Here is an 18,095-nt window from a genome sequence, read left to right as displayed (position 1 = left end):
CGCTGTGTTCCGCGCGCGTCTCTTATGAATGCGGTGGGTGTGCTTGCATCGGCCGTACCGGCGTCGCACACTGCGCCCCCTGTGCCGGGTTGCGCGACCACTTGGGTAACCTTGAAAAGGTCGCGGAACGCCCCAGTTTACCCCAATCGTGGTGGCCGTCCCGGCCCGAACCCGTCCGCGCCCGGCCGCGGACCCCGCAGGAGATCCCCGTGAGCGACAAAGTGACCCACGTCGGCGATGCCGATTTCGATGCTGCCGTGCTGCAGTCAGGCGAACCCGTACTGGTGGATTTCTGGGCCGAATGGTGCGGCCCGTGCAAGATGATCTCGCCCGTGCTCGACGAACTGGCCGAGACCTACGGCGGCAAGCTGAAGGTCGCCAAGGTGAACGTGGACGAGAACCGCGCCACCGCCATCAAGTACCACGTGCGCTCCATCCCGATGCTGCTGCTGTTCAAGGACGGCCAGATCCAGGCCACCCAGATCGGTGCCGTCGGCAAGGGCCAGCTGACCCAGATGATCGACAAGGCCCTCGGCTCCCAAGCTGCCTGACCCTCCGCCCAGCCCTCGTCACCACGGGGGCTGAGGCTGAATCCGCTTGAACCCTCCGCCCCTGCGCGGCTTGCCGCCACCCCGGGGCGGTGGTAGTGTCGAACCAGAAATCCGGCGCAGGGGATGCGCCGCACCCATCTGATCTGAACACCCACTCTTCACTTCACCCCGCCGCCGCAACGCCGGCGCTCGCCACCTAGCGAGGAATCGCACCTTGTCCGACAGCAGCAACGAAACCGGCGCTCCCGCCGAAAAGCGCGTGCGCAAAGCCCGTGCCCCGAAGACCCCGTCCGCCGACACGTCCGCCGCACCGGCAGAGCGCGTGTCCGACCCGGCACCGCAGCTCCCGCTGCCGCCGGTGACCGCCGACCGGGCCCCCGCCCCCGCGCCGTCTGTCCCGTCCCATGACGGCGGCGACGACGCCCACGCTCCGCAGACCCAGGCCGGGGGCCAGCAGCAGGACGGCGGCGACCAGCGCGACGGCAACCGGTTCAACAACAACAATCGCCGCGACCGTTTCCGCAACCGCCGCGAACGCAACCGCGAGCGTCAGGGCAACGACGGCCTGCCGCAGGACGGCAACGGTCAGGACAACACCTTCGTCCCCCGCGCCATGCCGAACGTGCCGGAGGGTTTCCCGCAGTACTCGCTGGGCGACCTCAAGCGCATGCCCGCGCCCAAGCTGCTGGACATCGCCGAGCAGCTGAACATCCAGGAAGGCGTCGCCCGCGCCCGCAAGCAAGACGTGATCTTCGCCCTGCTGAAGGTGCTGACCCGCCACGGTGAAGGCGTCGCTGCCGACGGCGTGCTGGAAATCCTGCCGGACGGCTTCGGCTTCCTGCGCGCCGCCGAAGCCAGCTACCTGGCCGGCCCGGACGACGTCTACATCAGCCCCAGCCAGATCCGCCGCTTCAACCTGCGCACCGGCGACCACCTGGCCGGTCGCATCCGCTGGCCGAAGGACGGCGAACGCTACTTCGCGCTGTCGACGATCGACACGATCAACGGCGAACCGCTGGAAGCGTCGAAGAACAAGGTTCTGTTCGAGAACCTGACGCCGTTGTTCCCCCGTCGCCGCTTCACGCTGGAGCGCGGCAACGGCTCGTCGGAAGACATCGCCGGCCGCATCCTCGACCTGATGGCGCCGCAAGGCAAGGGCCAGCGCGCGCTGATCGTGTCGCCGCCCAAGGCGGGCAAGACGATCATGATGCAGCAGATCGCCACCGCCATCACGACCAACCACCCGGACGTGCACCTGATCGTGCTGCTGGTGGACGAGCGTCCGGAAGAAGTCACCGAGATGCAGCGCACCGTGCGCGGCGAAGTGGTGTCTTCGACCTTTGACGAACCGGCCGCCCGCCACGTGCAGGTTGCCGAAATGGTGATCGAACGCGCCAAGCGCCTGGTCGAGCACAAGAAGGACGTGGTGATCATGCTGGACTCGATCACCCGCCTGGCCCGCGCCTACAACAACGTCGTGCCCAGCTCCGGCAAGGTGCTGACCGGCGGCGTGGACGCCAACGCCCTGCACCGCCCGAAGCGATTCTTCGGCGCCGCGCGTAACGTCGAGGAAGGCGGCTCGCTGACCATCATCGCTACGGCGCTGGTCGAGACCGGCAGCAAGATGGACGAAGTGATCTACGAAGAGTTCAAGGGCACCGGCAACAGCGAAGTGCACCTGAACCGCCGCATCACCGAGAAGCGCGTCTATCCGGCCATCGACATCAACCGTTCGGGCACGCGCCGCGAGGACCTGCTGATCGAACCGGAACTGCTGCAGAAGATCTGGATCCTGCGCAAGCTGCTGCACCCCATGGACGAGATCGCGGCGATGGAGTTCCTGCTGGACAAGATGAAGAACACCAAGTCCAACGACGAGTTCTTCAGTTCGATGAAGCGCTGACCGGTTGCTCTTCAAGTCGATACGGAACGCCCCGCCCTGCGGGGCGTTCCTGTTTGGATTGCCGGCGTGATCCGTGAACGGGTTGCGCCGGCCGGCGAGCCTGATCAATAGGGATGGGGCAGTGCGGATAGACGTCGCGCATGACGATACATGTCCGCCAGCAGCCGCCGATCCTCGGCATTCAACAGACTGAATTCACGGTGCAAGGTGCCTCCGGCGTCCCTCAACCGGCGGGGCTCGCCGAGATCCAGGATCTCCGGTTTGCCGGACGCAAACGCCAGCACCTCGGGCTGGGCGCCGTCTTCGTTGACGTCGACCGCCAGCACGCGCCCCTCGAAGAGCCGGGTCACACGGGGCACCGGCGTATGCGCGACCACGATCGCGGAAGCGCCATAGGCTTTCAAGGCATCGTCCACCTGAGCCTGGGTCGCGATGGGGTACCTGTCCTCCAGCGGCATCAGATACCCGCGATATTGGGTCACCCCGGCCATGCCGAAAACGGCATCCAGTGCCGCGTCGGTCCATACGTGGCCGGGCGTGCTGGCCAAGTAGTCGGCACTCGCCGCGTTCAAGGCTGGAACATCAAGTCCGGAACGAACGACCTCGGGACTGATTCCGCCATGCACGAACAGGACGTCGCCAAGTTTCAGCGCAACCGGCTGACGACGCAGCCAACCACCGATCACCGTATCCTCCGCGAACGCCGCCGCGTATCCACCCATCGCGTTCAAGGCATACAGGTGTTCGGGATGCGCGCGCGAGATGTTGCTGCGCAAGACGTACTGCTCGTGGTTCCCGAGGACCACGTGCACGGCGCCGCCAGCTGCGCTCGCCTGTGCCGACAGGTCGTGCAGACGCCACAGCACGGCGAAGACATCGCGGCCACGGTCCACGGAATCCCCCAGTACTACCAGGTGTCCGCGGCCCAGGGCCCATTCGCCTGTCGTGTCGACGACACCCGACTTGCGCAGCGCTGCCTCCAGGAAACGCGCGTTCCCCTCTATGTCGCTGATCGCCAGCACCCGCTCGGGCATGGGCGCGACCGCGGGAGGGACCGCGACATCGTCAAGCGAGAATGCGTAGGCGCGCCCCCCGCACTCAAGACGCAACGTCGCCCCGCGACCGGTAAGCGTTTCGGCACGGTCGATACAGAACCAGCGCGCCGTCCACCCTCCGGCCCCGTCGCGGCGTACGACAGGACCGTCCAAGAACCCGGGCATGGCGACGCGATCGCCAGTGCCGGAATAGATCGGAAGCGCGATGCTGGTGGTGCCGATAGTCGGGACGACAAGCCGGCGGTGTACGCCATGCTCGGTCAACTCGATCCCCGCCCGGGAAAGCAGCACGACGAAGGCAACCAGAACGATCACCAGTGCGCCAACCAACGTATAGGCCCCGCGCTTGAGCCAGCGCCGCACCATCACGGGACGCGCTCGACAAGGCGGCAGTCCAGCATGGACTGGGCGAAGATCAGCCGGCTTTCATGCTCCAGGCCAGGCAGCGACTCCGGCGTGAAGCTGTCCTCGCGCCGGATGTGTTCCAGCGCCGCCTCGACACCCCCAGGCAGCGTGACCACCGCACCATCGACGGCGACGCTGATCGTTCCCTCGGCCTTGAAGAAATTGAACAGCGCTTGCCGACGCAGGCGCAGGCCGGTTCCATGATCCAATGGCCGATGTTCGATCAGTCCTAGCAGGGAGTTGCGGGCAGGCGGTTGGCGACTCTGGATGAACGATTTGTAGACATCGTTGGCCGCGTTCTCGATATCCATGCTTTCGATTACCCGACGCATGGCTTCGCGCGCAGCTTCGATCGCCTCCTCGCTGCGGTAGTCGTCGAACATCGCGGCCTTGCGCATGTCCAGGTCCTGCAGCGACGCGCGCTTGAACTCGCCTAGAACTATGTCCATGACGGTGGAACTTCGCAAGCCGCTCCACGCGCTCAGCGCTGAGCGCGCCGTAAGCTCATGACTCATCTCGCCGCCTTCATCGTCAAGGTGAACATCCACACTTGGAATGGCTCGCAGGTGTCGAGACCTGCGGCTTTTGCCGGCACTTCAGTGGCGATGCGGAGATCCAGCTCTTTGCTCTTATCGTTGATCATGAACTATTCCTTAGTTTGATCAATTGTGCTGCTGCTTCAGTGCATGCAGCGAGCCGATCCTAGCAGTACGTTTTGTCACGCGTCCATCAACATTCTGCAACATTTGCAGGTTGATACGTGTACCTGATGGACGGCTTCACGACCGTTCCTTCCCGATGAATGTGAGACGTGTCGCCGATTCATTCGCTACAGGTGCATTCGCGAGCGGGAGGCTCGCTCATCCAGCATTCCGAGGCTGTCTTCGGTACAGCACGGAGAAGCGCGTCCATCCGGCCATCGACATCAGCCGCTCCGGCACGCGCCGCGAGGACCTGCTGATCGAACCGGAGTTGCTGCGGAAGATCCGGATGGATCTTGCGCAAGCTGTTGCACCCGATGGACGGGATCGCGGCGATGGAGGTCCTGCTGGACAAGATGAGGAACACCAAGTTCAACGACGAGCTCTCCAGTTCGCAGAAGCGTTGAGTCGCTCCGACAGGAGAAAAAAAAGCCCCGCGATGCGGGGCTTCTTCGTTGGCTTCCTTGACGCGCGTATCGGCCGCGAAGAGCATTCACGCCGCCCTAAGCGCCATCCAGCGGGGTCAGTAACCTGGGGCTGTTCTTGTTGCGGGCAAGGTGCACACCTCCCTCGGCCAGCGCGCCAGGAGCGAACCCGGGCTGGTCTTCACCCGGAGCCCAGGTCGGGCGTGATCGCGGACCTGGCACATAGACCTCCCACTTGCCCTGCCGCTGCTGGCCGCTGAAGGTAAAGTCCACGGGCACACGCACCACCCAGTACGGTTGCGTTGCCTCCTCGCCTGCGGTCGGCGGGGTGAACGTCCATGTCCGGGCCGCCGCCATCGCGGCGGTGGCGAAACGTTCGCGATACTGGTTCATCTGCGCCTCGTTGGTGACGATACGCAGATTGACCTGCTCGGTCGCCACTTCGCCAACGCTGCCGTCACGCTCGACCTTGACCAGCAGGTAGGCCGTTCCCTGCGCACCACCCCGGGCCGGGCCGGCGGGGTAGCTCGGCGGCTTGAGCTTGAGCGCAACAACGCGCTCGGCCGCGGGAGTCGCGGTGTGGTCGCCAAAATCCGCGCCACGAATGGACACCTGCATCTGGCCATCGCCTATCGGCTTGCCCACCACCAACGCACTCATCTTGGTCAACGCACGGCGCGGCTTGCCATCCACCAGCACAGGTTCGAAGTGCCATGCCGCGACATGATTGCCGACGAGCGCCGCGATGCCCTTCGGCAATGCTTCCGGCGCATCCAGCTCCACGCGCTCGACGCTGCCATCGGTGGCGATGGTGATCGATCCGGTCACCCGCAGGCTGGCCTCCACCTGCTTGCGCACGGCCGCCGCGCCCTGGGCCAAGACTGGCTGTGCCAGCATCAGGGCGGCAACCAAGATCGCGGCACGCCACATGATTCCTTGCTTCATCATCCTCTCCCTCATCCGTGGAAATGCGGCCCGGTGGGCCCTTCCGCCGCATACTATCGCCACGAGACAACGCATGCACGGTCGAGGTCGGGAACCGGCTTCGAGGTTCCCGGTGCACAAGACGAGGGGCGGGAAGCGCCATGACGACCGCCTCCTCCCGTGAGACGTCGACCCGGCAGAAAAGTGCAAGCGCCAACGCGTGGCGAAGCAGAAGGGCGGCGGTCATCGACACTGGAAATCGTCAGCTCCCACCGGACCACAACCGTCGCCCCACCGGCCAGTCCGCCGCCAGTAGTCGAACACGCCCGCTTTCACGAGCAACGCCTTGAAGTCGGGATGCGCGCGTGCACCGGAGTACGGCACGTTCCAGAAGGCGACGTAGGCGTGTTGCGCCATGGTGCCGTCCTCGAATCCGGGCTGGGCTTCCAGTTCCCTGCGCAACGACCTCACCGCCAAGCCCGCATCTCCCAGTGCGTCAGCCACGCTGGTGCGTACGTACGCGACCTCGACTCCGCCGGCGTAAGCATCGTCCGCCAGCGCACGCCGCATGAGCACAAGCATCGCTTCCCGGTCGTCCAGCACTTCGCCCAGATCGCGAAAAAATGGCGTATCGAGACCGTCGTACCGCAGCAAACGGCGATGCAGGGCTTGCAGCTCAGGCGTCCCTCCGGGCCGCCGGCCCGCGAGCTGGCGAAAAAATGCCACGTAATCCGGCTCGCGCTGGCTGCCTTCCAACCGAAGACCGCGCTGGTATTCGGCCTCCGCGTCCGGGTAACGACGCGCGGCGGTGTAGTCGTACTGCAGGTCGCGCGACAGGAACAGCGCCTTGGGTTCGGTGGCACGCACCTGCTCCACCAACGCGATGGTGTCTTCCAGATGGCCCATCGCATAGAGCATGTAGGCGTAGTCCCACGTGCGCTCCTTGGTCAACGGTCCAGCATCGGTGATCTGCCTGGCCAGTGCGATGGCCTCGGCCCGCCTGCCTTCGCGCCACAGCGCATTGGACCGGTCGCGCCTGGCCACCCAGCTCTCAGGCGCGATGCGGGCGATATGGTCCCGGATCTGCAACGCCTCTGCACGCAATCGATCGGCCTGCATATCGTCGAGTTCCTCTGCCATGGCATTCAGCGAGACCGCGAGCGCATCCCAGCACAGCACGCATTGCGCATCGAGTGCCACCATCTCGCGTGCAAGCTGCAGGCGCAGGCGGTCGTGTTCGAAGTCGAACTGCTCGCGCATCACGATGCTGCGCCAGCGCAGGAATCGTTCGTAAGCGTCGACATGCGTGGTGCCGCCCTGCTCACGGTTGAACCTGGCCACATCCAGCTTCACGCTGAGCGCTCGCGCCACATCGCGCGAAACCTCGTCCTGCACGGCGAATACGTCGCGCAGTTCGCGCGCGTAGGTTTTCGACCACACGTGGGAGCCATCATCGGCACGGATCAACTGCGCGGTGACACGCAGATGGCTCCCCTCGCGGCGCACGCTGCCCTCCAGCAGATAGGCCACACCAAGCGCATGGCCGACAGCGCGCGCGTCATCGCGCTTGCGGTTGACCGCAGCACTGGAGGTACGGCCCACCACGCGCAACGCGGGAGACTGCGCCAACTGGTTGCGGATTTCCTCGGCAAGGCCGTCGGCCATGTAAGCCTGATCGCGCGCCTGCGACAGGTCGGCGAACGGCAGGACGGCCAGCGAAGGCCGTGCTTGCGCCCCAGCCGCCACGCTGGACGTGTCGCGAACCGCGCTGAGCGGCATCCATGCGGTCGCCGCCACGATCAGCATCACCAGGGCCGCCGTGGCCACGATCCACACCCAGCGCAAACGCGGTGCGGCCGTCGACGCTTCTTGCGCTGCGACGCCATCGACCGGCGGTGCATCGAAGCGGTAGCCGATCCCATACACGGTATGCAGCAGGCGCGGGTGTTGGGCATCCTCGCCCAGCGCCTGGCGCAGCAGGCTCATGATCCGGTTAAGCACGCTCTGGGTGACGTGCCGGTGGCCCCACACCGCATCCAGAATCTCGTCGCGCGTGAAGACCCTCCCGGGCGATCCCGCGAGCACTGCCAGCACCGCGAACGCCTTCGGCTCCAGCGCCTGTTCCCGGCCCGCGCGCGTCAGCCGCCGTCCGGCGAAGTCGATCACCACGTCGTCCAGGACCCATCGGCTGGGATTGGGATCAGGCGGCGGCATGCGGTCCCCCACGGGGCGACGCCCGCTCGTTCAAGTATAGGCACGACCCGAGTCGCGACGCCGGCGTCGGACAGGCGCGCCCTCACGACTTCCTGCGATTCTCCTAACGACATTCCCGTGCTCCATCCGGACGCTGCCAGCTGTGGAAGCGATCCGCTGCCAGGCCGGGAGAGAAGCACACATGAATACACCGCGCACGCGCTTGGGCCCCGCATTGCCCGGGGCGACCGGACAGCGTCTGATCCACGGGATGGGCTGCGTCATCCAGGCCACCGCCGTCGCCGGCCTGCTGGCGTTCGGCGCTTACATCGTCCTTCGCGCCGTCGGTGCCACGCACAGGAATTTCGATCAGTGGCGCGCGCTGGTCGCGGGTCTGGCGATGCCGACGGCTCAGGACTGGATCGCCAACTTCGGCATCGGGCTGCATTTCGTCATGGGTGCGGTGCTGGTGCTGGCGTGGCCGATCCTGTTGTCGGCCCGCATCCGCGCCCGCCATCGCGCCGTGCATCGCTGGACGGGGCGGACCTATGTGACCGCCGGCATCCTGGCGGGCGCCGGGGGCATGTCATTCATCCTCACCCATGGCGCGTATACCCCATCGGCATCCGTCGCGTTCGCGATCTGGGGCGCGGTGATGATGCTGAGTGCGGTCATGGCCTATGTGCACGCGCGCGCGAAACGTTTCGATCTGCACCGCGCATGGGCGATCAGGCTGTTCGCGATGGTGCTGGGCTCATGGGTGTTCGACCTCGAGATCCGCGCATGGAAGGACCTGACCGGCGGGCTCGGCATGGGCGCAGGCAACGCCAGCGGTCCGTTCGACTACGCGATCCTGTACCTGTTCTTCGTTCCCAACCTGCTGGTCGCGGAATGCTTCATCCGCAACCAGCACAGGCACATCGCTGCGCATCGCGTCCTGAGATGGCTGGCTCTTGGCGGACTCGCGGTCGTCGGCCTGATCTTCGCCTATGCGGCCATCATGGTCAGCGCGACTCCCAGCGGGAAGTACGGGAGCCACTTGCTGCAGCTGTTCAGCAACTGACGACGGGCAGTGAAGTCTAGAGAAAATTGCCCACGGCGCTGGTCTTCAGTTGCAGCGTGGATTCCAGCGGAATCACGCGCGGATCCACCCGCACCGTACCAGGGGAAAGCGTGGTCTTGTTGTGAATGGCCCACGGCGATGTCTCCAAGGGCCAACCGATATGGCGATAGGACGTGTTGCCCTTGGTTTCGTGCGGCCAGAACGTCACCAACACCAGCACCTGTTCCGGATAGACATCGATGGCACCTTGGGTTGATCCCGGGACGAAGGTCCAAAAGCGGGCAGCATCCAGGCTGGACTGCTCAAACCGCTCACGCCACTTGCCTATGATCGCCTCGTTCTTGATGTGAGTGAGTACGGCAGTGTCCTTGACGGCCGCTTCGGCAACATGCCCGCTGGCGTCTATCCGGAGCTGCAGCAACACACGCGCGCCGGCTCTCGCTTCCAGGAGCACGCGCGGATAGTCGGGCACGGGCGCATCCGATACGAGCGCAGGCGCACCGAACCACGCATCCATCACCCGCAGGCGATAGCCCCCTTGCAACAGCACAGCCTCAAGTGCGAGGCGGACATTGGTGTCGCCATCAATCGCACGCTCTTTATGCAATGGAGAAGTGAAATTCCACTGCGCCACACCCCGTGCGACCAGCCCCGCCAGCGCAGCCGGGACCTGCGGATCGGCCTTGAACCCACTGACCGCACCCAGCCCATCGACCTGCAGCGTGCCAGTGACTTCCAGATGCAAGGACGCGACTTCCTGCTGGGCACTCGCGGGATTGACGAGACAGCTCAATACAAGGGCCAGCCATCCCCCCAACGTACCCTTCGTCATGTCTTTACCCCTATCAAGCAGCCCCCCCCCGAATACCCGCACTGTTAAAGATTCCGCGAACTGCGCCGGGCGGGCCCGGAAACATGCGCCAGCACTGCATGGCGCAGCATACCGATATTGAAAGCAGCCGATCCGGGCCTGTCCGCCGCATACTATCCGCACGAGGTGACGCATGCACGGTAGTGGTCTGGAGTTGACGCTGGTGTTCCTGCTGGCCGCGGTGATCGCGGTGCCGGTGTTCAAGCGCTTTGGCCTGGGGGCCGTGCTGGCGTACCTGGTGGCCGGCGTGGTGCTGGGTCCGGACGGGCTTGCGCTGGTGCGGGATGCCGACCGCATCCTGGATGCCGCCGAGATCGGCGTGGTGATGATGCTGTTCGTCATCGGCCTGGAGCTGTCGCCGGCGCGCCTGCGGGTGATGCGCAAGCCGGTGTTCGGCGCGGGCGGCCTGCAGGTGATGCTGAGTGCACTGGTGCTGGGCGGGGTCGCGCTGCTCTTCGAACATCACTGGAAAACGGCGCTGGTGATAGGGCTGGGGCTCGCGCTGTCGTCCACGGCCGTCAGCCTGCAGCTGCTATCCGAACACAAGGAACTCACCACCGAACACGGCCGGCTCGGCTTCGCGATCCTGCTGTTCCAGGATCTGGTCGCCATTCCCCTGCTCGCCGCTATTCCACTACTGGGCGGCGCCAAGAACGAAACGCTGACCTGGACCATGGTGCTGCATGCCATCGGCGCCGTCACCATCGTGATCATTGGCGGACGGCTGCTGTTGCGGCACCTGTTCCGCATCGTGGCGCGTACCCGCATGCCCGAGGTGTTCACCGCCACCGCACTACTGGTGGTGCTGGGCATCGCGTGGTTCATGCAACTGGCCGACCTCAGCGCCGGCCTTGGCGCGTTCCTTGCCGGCGTACTGTTGTCCGATTCGGAGTTCCGCCACGAACTGGAATCGCAGATCGATCCGTTCAAGGGGCTGCTGCTGGGCCTGTTCTTCATCGCCGTCGGCATGGACATCGACCTGGACGCGGTGGTGAAGCAGCCGGAACTTATCACCGCCGGCGTGCTGATCCTGCTGACGGTGAAGTTCACGCTGCTGTTCTGCGTCGGGCGCTGGCCGGGCCGGCTGGATCCGCGCGGCGCGCTGATGCTGGCCGGCACCCTGTGGCTGGGCGGCGAGTTCGCCTTCGTCGTGTTCAGCGAAGCCGCGCGCGTGCGCCTGATGGACCCAGAACTGCGCAACCAGCTGACCGCCATCGTGGGCATCTCGATGGCGCTGACCCCGGTGCTGCTGCTCGGGCTGCATCGCCTGCCGGCGCGCGTGCGGCGATCCGGGCCGGCGACGCGTGCGTTCGATGACATTCCGGACGAGCAGCCGAAAGTGCTGATCGCCGGCATGGGCCGGTTCGGCCAGATCGTCGCGCGCCTGCTCACGGCGCAGCGCATTCCGTTCGTCGCGCTGGAGAACAGTTCCGAGACGGTGGACACGCTGCGGCGGTTCGGCAACATCCGGCTGTACTACGGCGACCCGACGCGTCCCGATCTGCTCCGGTCGGCCGGCGCGCAGCATGTGAAGGTCTTCGTGGTGGCGATGGACGATCCGGATACCAACATCAAGGCAACGCGGCTGATCCGACGCATGTTCCCCGAGGCGCGCGTGCTCGCGCGGGCGCGCAACCGGCAGCACGCGTGGCGCCTGATGGACCTGAGCGCGGAGGCCTATCGCGAAACCCTGGGATCGAGCCTGGAGATGGCGCAGCAGGTGCTGGTGGAACTGGGCATGCCGCCAGAGACCGCTGCCGAGCACACCCGCCGCTTCCGCCAGCACGACGAAAGCCTGATGCGCGCGCAGTACCTGGTGTACGACGACGACGTGGCGGTGATCCAGACCGCGCGCGATGCGATCAGCGACCTGGAGAAACTCTTCGAAGCCGACGCGATCGGCGAAGACGTTCCGCCGCCGGCGCGTTAACCGCGATCGCGCAGGAAGCGGGCCATCGATGCGCCCGCGCCCGGCGTGGCGGGAACGAATTCCGCCGCCACGTCGATGAAGCCGCGCATCACCGCGATCTCTCGCGGCGTGCGGTTCAAGGCATCGCGCAACTCCGGATCGGCGCCGGCCCGGAGCAGGCGACTGACCACGCGCAACAGGCCATGCAGCGACGCCAGGTGCAGCGGCCCGAAGCCGCGCGGATCCTGCACGTCGAGAGAAACGTCTTCGTCCAGCAGGCGTTCCAGGCCGGCCAGCACGACTTCCTCGTCGCAGGCGGTGCCGGGCTCCGCCCGGGAACCGAGCAGCAACAGGAGCGGCGTCACCGATCCCGCCGCGACCTGTTCGGATTCCGCACCGGATAGCAGCAGGGTGTCGAGCAACGCTACCAGACGCGGCTTCTCGCGCGCGGTGAATCCATACAGTGCGGCGCAATGCAGCGGCGTCAGTCCCTGCGCATCGCCGGCATGCACGTTGGCGCCAGCGGTGATCAGGCGAGCGACGATTTCGGGCAAGCCCAGCGCCGCCGCCAGCATCAGCACGGTCACCCCACCGGGCAGCCGGTATTCGATGTCGGCGCCTGCGCCAAGCAATGCACTGACGATGTCGGCCTGACGCATGCTCACTGCGGCCGACAGCGGCGTCGCGCCGGTATTGGCGGCACGCTGCGCATCGGCTCCGCGCGCGAGCAACAGTTCCACCGTGGGCGTGAATCCGCCGCCCGCGGCACGCAGCAACGCCGTGCAGCCCTGGGCGTCGGGCGAGTCCACGTCGAAGCCGAGATCGAGCAATCGCCGCACGGCATCGCGATCACCCGCCATGGCCGCCGCCGGCAGGTCGGCGGGACGCAGCGCGCGGCGCGGCAGCGACCAGATGCGCCAGTCCAGCCAGTCCGCCAGGTCACGCCGTCCACAGGCCAGCGCGACGCCCAGCGGGGTCTGGCCATCGGCCGCGCGCGACTCGGGCGACGCACCCTTGGCGATGAGGTGCTTCAGTGCAGTCTCGCGGCCGAGCACCGCCGCCAGGTGCAACGCGGTCATGCCGTGGCTGTCGCGCGCCTCACGGTCCACGCCGATATCCAGCAGCCGGTCGAGCACCCGTTGCCAACCCAGGCGAACCGCCAGCGACAGCGCAGGATCGCCCTGCGGGGAGGGGGCGAACGGATCCGCCCCACGCTCGAGCAGGTCCAGTGCGCAGGACTCCAGCGTCCGCGCCGCCTGGTCGTCCGCCGCGCAGGCGGCCATGAAGCGCGCCAGGCCCCCGGCACCGGCCGGCGAAACCGCACGCGCCAGCAATGTCGCCAACGCGGGCATGCCCGCAGGCCCCTGGGACAGCAGGGCGAATGCAAGGGTGGCGCCCTGCGCGTTGCGATGGTCGGCATCGGCACCCTGCCGCAGCAACCATGCCAGACGCGCCGGACGCTGCATCTCCGGGTCGTGCAGCAGGGCACCGAGCTCATCGCGCGAACTCAGTCGCGCCAGCGCCTCCATGCCCTCCACTTGGCCGCTCGCCAGGCCCTCGCGTAGCAGTGCCGCCGGTGCACGGTCGGGGGGCGTTTCGTCATCCGCAGTCGCCACGGCGGTGGGCAGCGCATAGCCAGGGTCCAGGGCCGAGACCAGCGCCCAGCGCCCCGCTTCGGCGGCGAGATCGACCGCGCGCCGGCCCTGGGCGTCGGTGGCTTCGGGATCGATGTTCCATTCCCGCAGCCGGCGCACCAATGCCGGCGACGCGTGCTCGGCAGTGCACGCGAGCATCAGCGCGTTCCTGCGATCTGCGTCGACCGCCTGCCGGTCGGCTCCCGCCTCGGCGAGCTTTTCGAGCACGCCCAGGTGCCCTCCGCGCGCGGCTTCCAGCCAAGGCGTGCGCTGCTGCGCATCGCGCGCATGCACATCGGCGCCGGCGGCCAGCAGTGATGCCGCGATTTCCGCATGGCCTGCATACGCGCCTTCATGCAGTGCACTGCGGCGCTGGGCATCGCGTGCATCCACCTTCGCCTTGTGCTTGAGGAGCAGTTGCACGCCGGCAGGGTCGTCTTCTTCGGTCGAGGCCGCCGCCAGCAGGACGGGTTGCCCGCCCTGCGGATCCGGACGCGCCCCCCGCTCCAGCAGGAATTTCGCCAGCCGCCAGTTGCCGGCCACACAGGCAACACCCAACGGGGTGAGGCCGTCATGGTTCAAGGCATCCAGTTCCGCAGCAGCGTCTCGCAGCAACGCGACCACGCCGGGATCGGAGCTGCGGGCGGCGTGATGCAGCGGCGTGTTGCCATCCGCATCAGCGATGCGCGGATCGGCGCCATTGGCCAGCAGCGTGGTGACCGCGTCCGGGCGGCCGTGCCAGCTGTCGCGCGTCGCGGCCAGCAGCGGCGTCACGCCGGCATGCGCATGGTTGAGGTCCACCCCGTGCGCGATCAGGGTGCGCAGCAAGCGCAGGTCGGGCAGCACGGCCGCCAGAGCGCCGAGACTGCGCTGGTCGCGCGAGCCTTCCGCCGGCTCGGCATGCGGATCCGCGCCGGCCTCGATCAGTTCCAACGCACGGTCCACGCGTCCGGCGCGGGCGGCATCGAACAACGCCTGCTCCAGATCCAGGGCATGCCCGGGCGCTTCCTCCTCGGCCGTTGCGTGGAAGGCATCGGCCTCGCTTCCGGGCATTTCCACGACGGGCAGCACGCCGGCCCCGTCCAGCCGTTGCACGCCCCAATGCACGAGCGGCAACAGCAGTGCATACACCACGGCGGCTCCGGTACGCGCTGCATCCGGCACCAGGTCCGTCCACGCCAAGGAAAGGCCACCGGCCACGGCAAGCGTCAACAGCGTCGCCACGGCTAGGCCGCGCCACGCATGGAAGTCGCGTTCGACCAGCCCACGCCAATGCGCGGACAGGGCGCCGCCATCGCGCTCCAGGCCGTGCCAGAGAGGCCACGTCCGCCACAGCGCTACGATCACCGCCCCCACCACCGCGCTGACGCCCAGCGCGGCCGGCAGGCTGCCACTGTCGCGCAACGAGGCCAGCGGCCACGCCAGAAGCAGTGCCGTGCCCGCGAACGCGACCGCCCACGCCAGCACCAAGGCCGGCACGTCCTCGCGCCAGGCGCGCGAGGGCGCCAGCACGCGGGTGCCCCGCAGCCACGACACGCCCAGCGCCACGGCCGGTTGCGCCAGCCATGCCGCCACAGCAGCGAAAATCCCACCCACCCATCCGCCAATGCCGGCCAGCAGCAGGCCCGCCAGCAAGGCGACCAGGGCGACAGGACGGGGCTGCAGCCGGAAATCAGGCATCGGGGCGAACGGTGGGATCGGCTTGGGGCGGAAACTGGATGTGGAAGCCGCGCGCGGTCAGGTTCTCGCGGACCACGTTGGCGTCTTCGCGCGCCAGCTTGCGGTCCGGGGTCAACGCCACTTCCAGCACGAACGAAAGGGGGCCCAGTTGGGTACGCAGCGGCTCGGGCACGAGGGTGAAGTCGTCGCGCTTCGCCAGGTAGACGAAGGTGTCGGCCTTGCGCTCGGTCTTGTAGACGTAGGCTTGCATTCGCGCGTATCGCGCCCCGCGATTGGACAAGCGGGGATTGTGCGGGAAATGCCTTATGCGCGAAACCCGCACGGCGTTCACGCGATGCATGACCATCGGCGGCAGGAGGGCGGCGGAGGGGCTGGTAATCTTGCCCCTTCACCTCGCACTAACGGATGCCTGATGCGCCCCGCCCTGCTTGCCCTGCTGCTGCCGTTCGCCCTCGTCCCCGCGGCACACGCCCAGACCTCCACACCGCTCACGATCGAACAGGCGATGGCCGAGCCGGACTGGATCGGCCCCCCTGTCGAGCGCGCGTGGTGGGCATGGGACGGCAAGCAGGTGCAGTACGAACTCAAGCGCGATGCCAGCGTGGTACGCGACACCTTCGAGCAGGCACTGGACGGCAGCGCCGCGCGGCGCATCGCCGATGACCAGCGCGCAGAACTCGACGCCGGCAATCCCGTCTACGACGCGGCCCGCCAGCGCATGCTGCTGACGCGCAACGGCGACCTGTTCGTGCGCGACCTGCGCAGCGGCACGCTTACGCAGGTCACGCGCACCAACGAAGCCGAGCAGCAGGCACGCTTCACCCATGACGGCGCTGTGATCTGGCGCACCGGCGCCACCTGGTACCGCTGGACCGCGGGCACCGGCCCGACCACCGTCGCCGAGCTGAAGACAGAGCGCGACCCGCTGGCCCCGCCGAAGGCCGACGCCATGCGCGAACAGCAACTGCGCACGATCCGCACGCTCGCCGACGACCGCGCCCAGCGCGAGGCGGCGCAGAAACAGGCCGAAGCCTGGCGCAAGGCCGACCCCACCCGCGCACCGGCGCCGGTGTACCTGGGCACCGAGGTCGAGATCGAATCAAGTTCGCTGTCGCCGAATGGCCGCTGGCTGCTGGTGGTGACGCGCAAGAAGGGCGCCGATGCCGGACAGGGCGGCAAGATGCCCAAGTACGTCACCGAATCCGGCTACGAGGAATTCCAGGACGTGCGCACGCGCGTCGGCCGCAACGCGCCGCTGCCGCACGCACTATGGCGCGTGGACCTGGCCGACGGCAGCGTCAAACCGCTCGCATTCGACGCCCTGCCCGGCATCGACAAGGACCCGCTGGCGGCGCTGCGCAAGGCGGCCGGCAAGGACCCATTGAAGGGCAACCGCGACGTGCGCGTGGAGAACGACAGCGACGGTAGCGCCGTGGCGTGGACGAACGACGGCACGCAGGCCGCCGTGCAGATCCATTCAGTGGACAACAAGGACCGCTGGATCGCCACTGTCGACCTGCCCGGCGCCACGCTGCAGCCGCGCCACCGCCTGACCGACACCGCATGGGTCAACTGGGGTTTCAACCAGTTCGGCTGGCTGCCCGACAACCGCACGCTGTGGCTGCTGTCGGAGGAGTCCGGCTACGCACACCTGTACACGGCGACCGGCAACGAGAAGCCACGCGCACGCACTTCCGGCAAATGGGAAGTATCGGAACCGGAGATCACGCCCGACGGCAACGGGTTCCTCTTCCTGTGCAACCGCGACTGGCCGGGCGACTACGAAGTCTGCAAGCTCGACCTTGCCAGCAACGCTCTTCGCGAAATCACCGCGCTGGACGGCGTGGAGAGTTTCAGCGCATCGCCGGACGGACGCCAGCTGCTGGTCCGCCACTCCCGCAGCTACACGCCGGCCCAACTGTCCGTCGTGGGCGTGGACGGTGGCACGCCGAAGCCGCTCACCGACACCCGCAGCGCGGCGTTCAAGGCGCGCGAATGGATCGAGCCGCAGTACGTGCAGGTGCCGTCGAAGCATGGCGCCGGCGTGGTCTGGGGCAAGTACTACGGCCCGAAGACGATGGAACCCGGCAAGCGCTATCCCATCGTGATGTTCGTGCATGGTGCGGGTTATCTGCAGAACGTCACCGCGCGCTATCCCAGCTATTTCCGCGAACAGATGTTCCACCACCTGCTGGTGGAGCGCGGCTACATCGTGCTCGACCTGGACTACCGGGCCAGCGAAGGCTACGGCCGCGACTGGCGCACCGCGATCTACCGCAACATGGGCCATCCGGAACTCGAGGATTATCTCGACGGACTTGACTGGCTGGTCGAGCAGAAGCAGGGAGACCGCGACCGCGCCGGCATCTACGGCGGCAGCTACGGCGGCTTCATGACGTTCATGGCGCTCTTCCGCGAGCCCGGCAAATTCAAGGCCGGCGCCGCGCTGCGCCCGGTGGTGGACTGGACCCAGTACAACCACGAGTACACCAGCAACATCCTCAACACGCCCGAGCTGGACCCCGAGGCCTACCGCGCCTCGTCCCCGATCGAATACGCCGCCGGACTGCAGGACCACCTGCTTATCGCGCACGGCATGATCGACGACAACGTGTTCTTCAAGGACTCCGTCGTGCTGACGCAGAAGCTGATCGAACTGCGCAAGGACAACTGGGAACTGGCGGCGTATCCGCTCGAACGCCATGGTTTCACGCGCTCGGACTCGTGGCTGGACGAGTACAAGCGCGTGCTCAAGCTGTTCGAGCAGAACCTGAAGTAAGG

The 18,095-nt window shown here is 67.0% G+C and carries 13 protein-coding genes and 1 pseudogene; 6 read left to right on the top strand and 8 right to left on the bottom strand.

All coding sequences use genetic code 11. The features are described from left to right. Positions 1-209 precede the first annotated feature (209 nt). Together trxA and rho are read left to right on the top strand one after the other, a co-directional pair. Entirely contained in the window at positions 210-551 is a 342-nt protein-coding gene (gene trxA, locus FB548_RS16910) for a thioredoxin TrxA (protein WP_062350453.1), read from the top strand. Positions 552-765: 214 nt separating this feature from the next. After that, complete coding sequence (gene rho, locus FB548_RS16905) at positions 766-2,454, top strand: transcription termination factor Rho (RefSeq protein ID WP_142125978.1); 1,689 nt, start codon at positions 766-768, stop codon at positions 2,452-2,454. Positions 2,455-2,558: 104 nt separating this feature from the next. On the opposite strand, the gene FB548_RS16900 is transcribed toward rho, so the two are convergent. The 3 genes from FB548_RS16900 to FB548_RS19060 all read right to left on the bottom strand — a co-directional run bounded on the left by FB548_RS16900 (position 2,559) and on the right by FB548_RS19060 (position 4,557). Beyond that, positions 2,559-3,875, bottom strand: a complete 1,317-nt coding sequence (locus FB548_RS16900) for a metallophosphoesterase (RefSeq protein ID WP_142125977.1) — start codon at positions 3,873-3,875, stop codon at positions 2,559-2,561. After that, positions 3,875-4,363 (bottom strand): hypothetical protein, encoded by a 489-nt coding sequence (locus tag FB548_RS16895; protein WP_142125976.1) that lies wholly within the window; start codon positions 4,361-4,363, stop codon positions 3,875-3,877. The genes FB548_RS16900 and FB548_RS16895 overlap by 1 nt, the downstream gene beginning before the upstream one ends. Before the next feature lie 62 nt (positions 4,364-4,425). Then, complete coding sequence (locus tag FB548_RS19060; RefSeq protein WP_255470608.1) at positions 4,426-4,557, bottom strand: hypothetical protein; 132 nt, start codon at positions 4,555-4,557, stop codon at positions 4,426-4,428. Between the two features lie 251 nt (positions 4,558-4,808). On the opposite strand from FB548_RS19060, the pseudogene FB548_RS16890 reads away from it, so the two are divergent. Further along, positions 4,809-5,022: pseudogene (locus tag FB548_RS16890) on the top strand (transcription termination factor Rho); the annotation flags it as partial. A gap of 96 nt (positions 5,023-5,118) precedes the next feature. Here FB548_RS16890 and FB548_RS16885 read toward each other — a convergent pair. Next, the gene (locus tag FB548_RS16885; protein WP_142125975.1) at positions 5,119-5,985 is read right to left on the bottom strand and encodes a protein tonB; all 867 of its coding nucleotides are present in this window, start codon (positions 5,983-5,985) and stop codon (positions 5,119-5,121) included. Between the two features lie 222 nt (positions 5,986-6,207). Continuing rightward, entirely contained in the window at positions 6,208-8,178 is a 1,971-nt protein-coding gene (locus FB548_RS16880; RefSeq protein WP_142125974.1) for a winged helix-turn-helix domain-containing protein, read from the bottom strand. A 181-nt stretch (positions 8,179-8,359) separates the two neighbouring features. Here FB548_RS16880 and FB548_RS16875 point away from each other — a divergent pair, with 181 nt between their 5' ends. Next, the gene (locus FB548_RS16875; RefSeq protein WP_142125973.1) at positions 8,360-9,220 is read left to right on the top strand and encodes a DUF2306 domain-containing protein; all 861 of its coding nucleotides are present in this window, start codon (positions 8,360-8,362) and stop codon (positions 9,218-9,220) included. 16 nt (positions 9,221-9,236) lie between these two features. Here the strand turns inward: FB548_RS16875 and FB548_RS16870 are convergent, their stop codons facing one another. Beyond that, a complete protein-coding gene (locus tag FB548_RS16870; RefSeq protein WP_142125972.1) occupies positions 9,237-9,965 on the bottom strand; it encodes a hypothetical protein in 729 nt (242 codons plus the stop codon). Between the two features lie 259 nt (positions 9,966-10,224). Here FB548_RS16870 and FB548_RS16865 point away from each other — a divergent pair, with 259 nt between their 5' ends. Beyond that, positions 10,225-12,021: a monovalent cation:proton antiporter-2 (CPA2) family protein gene (locus FB548_RS16865; RefSeq protein WP_142125971.1), complete on the top strand. Its 1,797-nt coding sequence runs from the start codon at positions 10,225-10,227 to the stop codon at positions 12,019-12,021. On the opposite strand, the gene FB548_RS16860 is transcribed toward FB548_RS16865, so the two are convergent. Both FB548_RS16860 and FB548_RS16855 read right to left on the bottom strand, forming a co-directional pair. Then, a complete protein-coding gene (locus FB548_RS16860; RefSeq protein ID WP_142125970.1) occupies positions 12,018-15,314 on the bottom strand; it encodes an ankyrin repeat domain-containing protein in 3,297 nt (1,098 codons plus the stop codon). The genes FB548_RS16865 and FB548_RS16860 overlap by 4 nt on opposite strands. Then, positions 15,307-15,564, bottom strand: a complete 258-nt coding sequence (locus FB548_RS16855) for a YcgL domain-containing protein (protein WP_142125969.1) — start codon at positions 15,562-15,564, stop codon at positions 15,307-15,309. The genes FB548_RS16860 and FB548_RS16855 overlap by 8 nt, the downstream gene beginning before the upstream one ends. Positions 15,565-15,726: 162 nt before the next feature. Between FB548_RS16855 and FB548_RS16850 the strand changes: the two genes are divergently transcribed. After that, positions 15,727-18,093 carry a S9 family peptidase gene (locus tag FB548_RS16850; RefSeq protein WP_142125968.1) on the top strand — a complete coding sequence of 789 codons (2,367 nt, stop codon included), beginning with the start codon at positions 15,727-15,729 and terminating at the stop codon, positions 18,091-18,093. Positions 18,094-18,095: the final 2 nt, after the last annotated feature.

Origin of the sequence: Pseudoxanthomonas sp. 3HH-4, assembly GCF_006716465.1 — a bacterium.
In the GTDB taxonomy this organism is placed as follows: Bacteria; Pseudomonadota; Gammaproteobacteria; order Xanthomonadales; family Xanthomonadaceae; genus Pseudoxanthomonas_A.
Note: the sequence above shows the minus strand (reverse complement) of the source record. Positions and strands in the feature narration are given on the sequence as shown.

Bases quoted from the DNA above. Each gene is read 5' to 3' on its own strand.
- FB548_RS16900 (WP_142125977.1), bottom strand. From the start codon at position 3,875: ATGGTGCGGCGCTGGCTCAAGCGCGGGGCCTATACGTTGGTTGGCGCA.
- FB548_RS16895 (WP_142125976.1), bottom strand. From the start codon at position 4,363: ATGGACATAGTTCTAGGCGAGTTCAAGCGCGCGTCGCTGCAGGACCTG.
- FB548_RS19060 (WP_255470608.1), bottom strand. From the start codon at position 4,557: ATGATCAACGATAAGAGCAAAGAGCTGGATCTCCGCATCGCCACTGAA.
- FB548_RS16885 (WP_142125975.1), bottom strand. From the start codon at position 5,985: ATGAAGCAAGGAATCATGTGGCGTGCCGCGATCTTGGTTGCCGCCCTG.
- FB548_RS16880 (WP_142125974.1), bottom strand. From the start codon at position 8,178: ATGCCGCCGCCTGATCCCAATCCCAGCCGATGGGTCCTGGACGACGTG.
- FB548_RS16875 (WP_142125973.1), top strand. From the start codon at position 8,360: ATGAATACACCGCGCACGCGCTTGGGCCCCGCATTGCCCGGGGCGACC.
- FB548_RS16865 (WP_142125971.1), top strand. From the start codon at position 10,225: ATGCACGGTAGTGGTCTGGAGTTGACGCTGGTGTTCCTGCTGGCCGCG.
- FB548_RS16860 (WP_142125970.1), bottom strand. From the start codon at position 15,314: ATGCCTGATTTCCGGCTGCAGCCCCGTCCTGTCGCCCTGGTCGCCTTG.
- FB548_RS16855 (WP_142125969.1), bottom strand. From the start codon at position 15,564: ATGCAAGCCTACGTCTACAAGACCGAGCGCAAGGCCGACACCTTCGTC.
- FB548_RS16850 (WP_142125968.1), top strand. From the start codon at position 15,727: ATGCGCCCCGCCCTGCTTGCCCTGCTGCTGCCGTTCGCCCTCGTCCCC.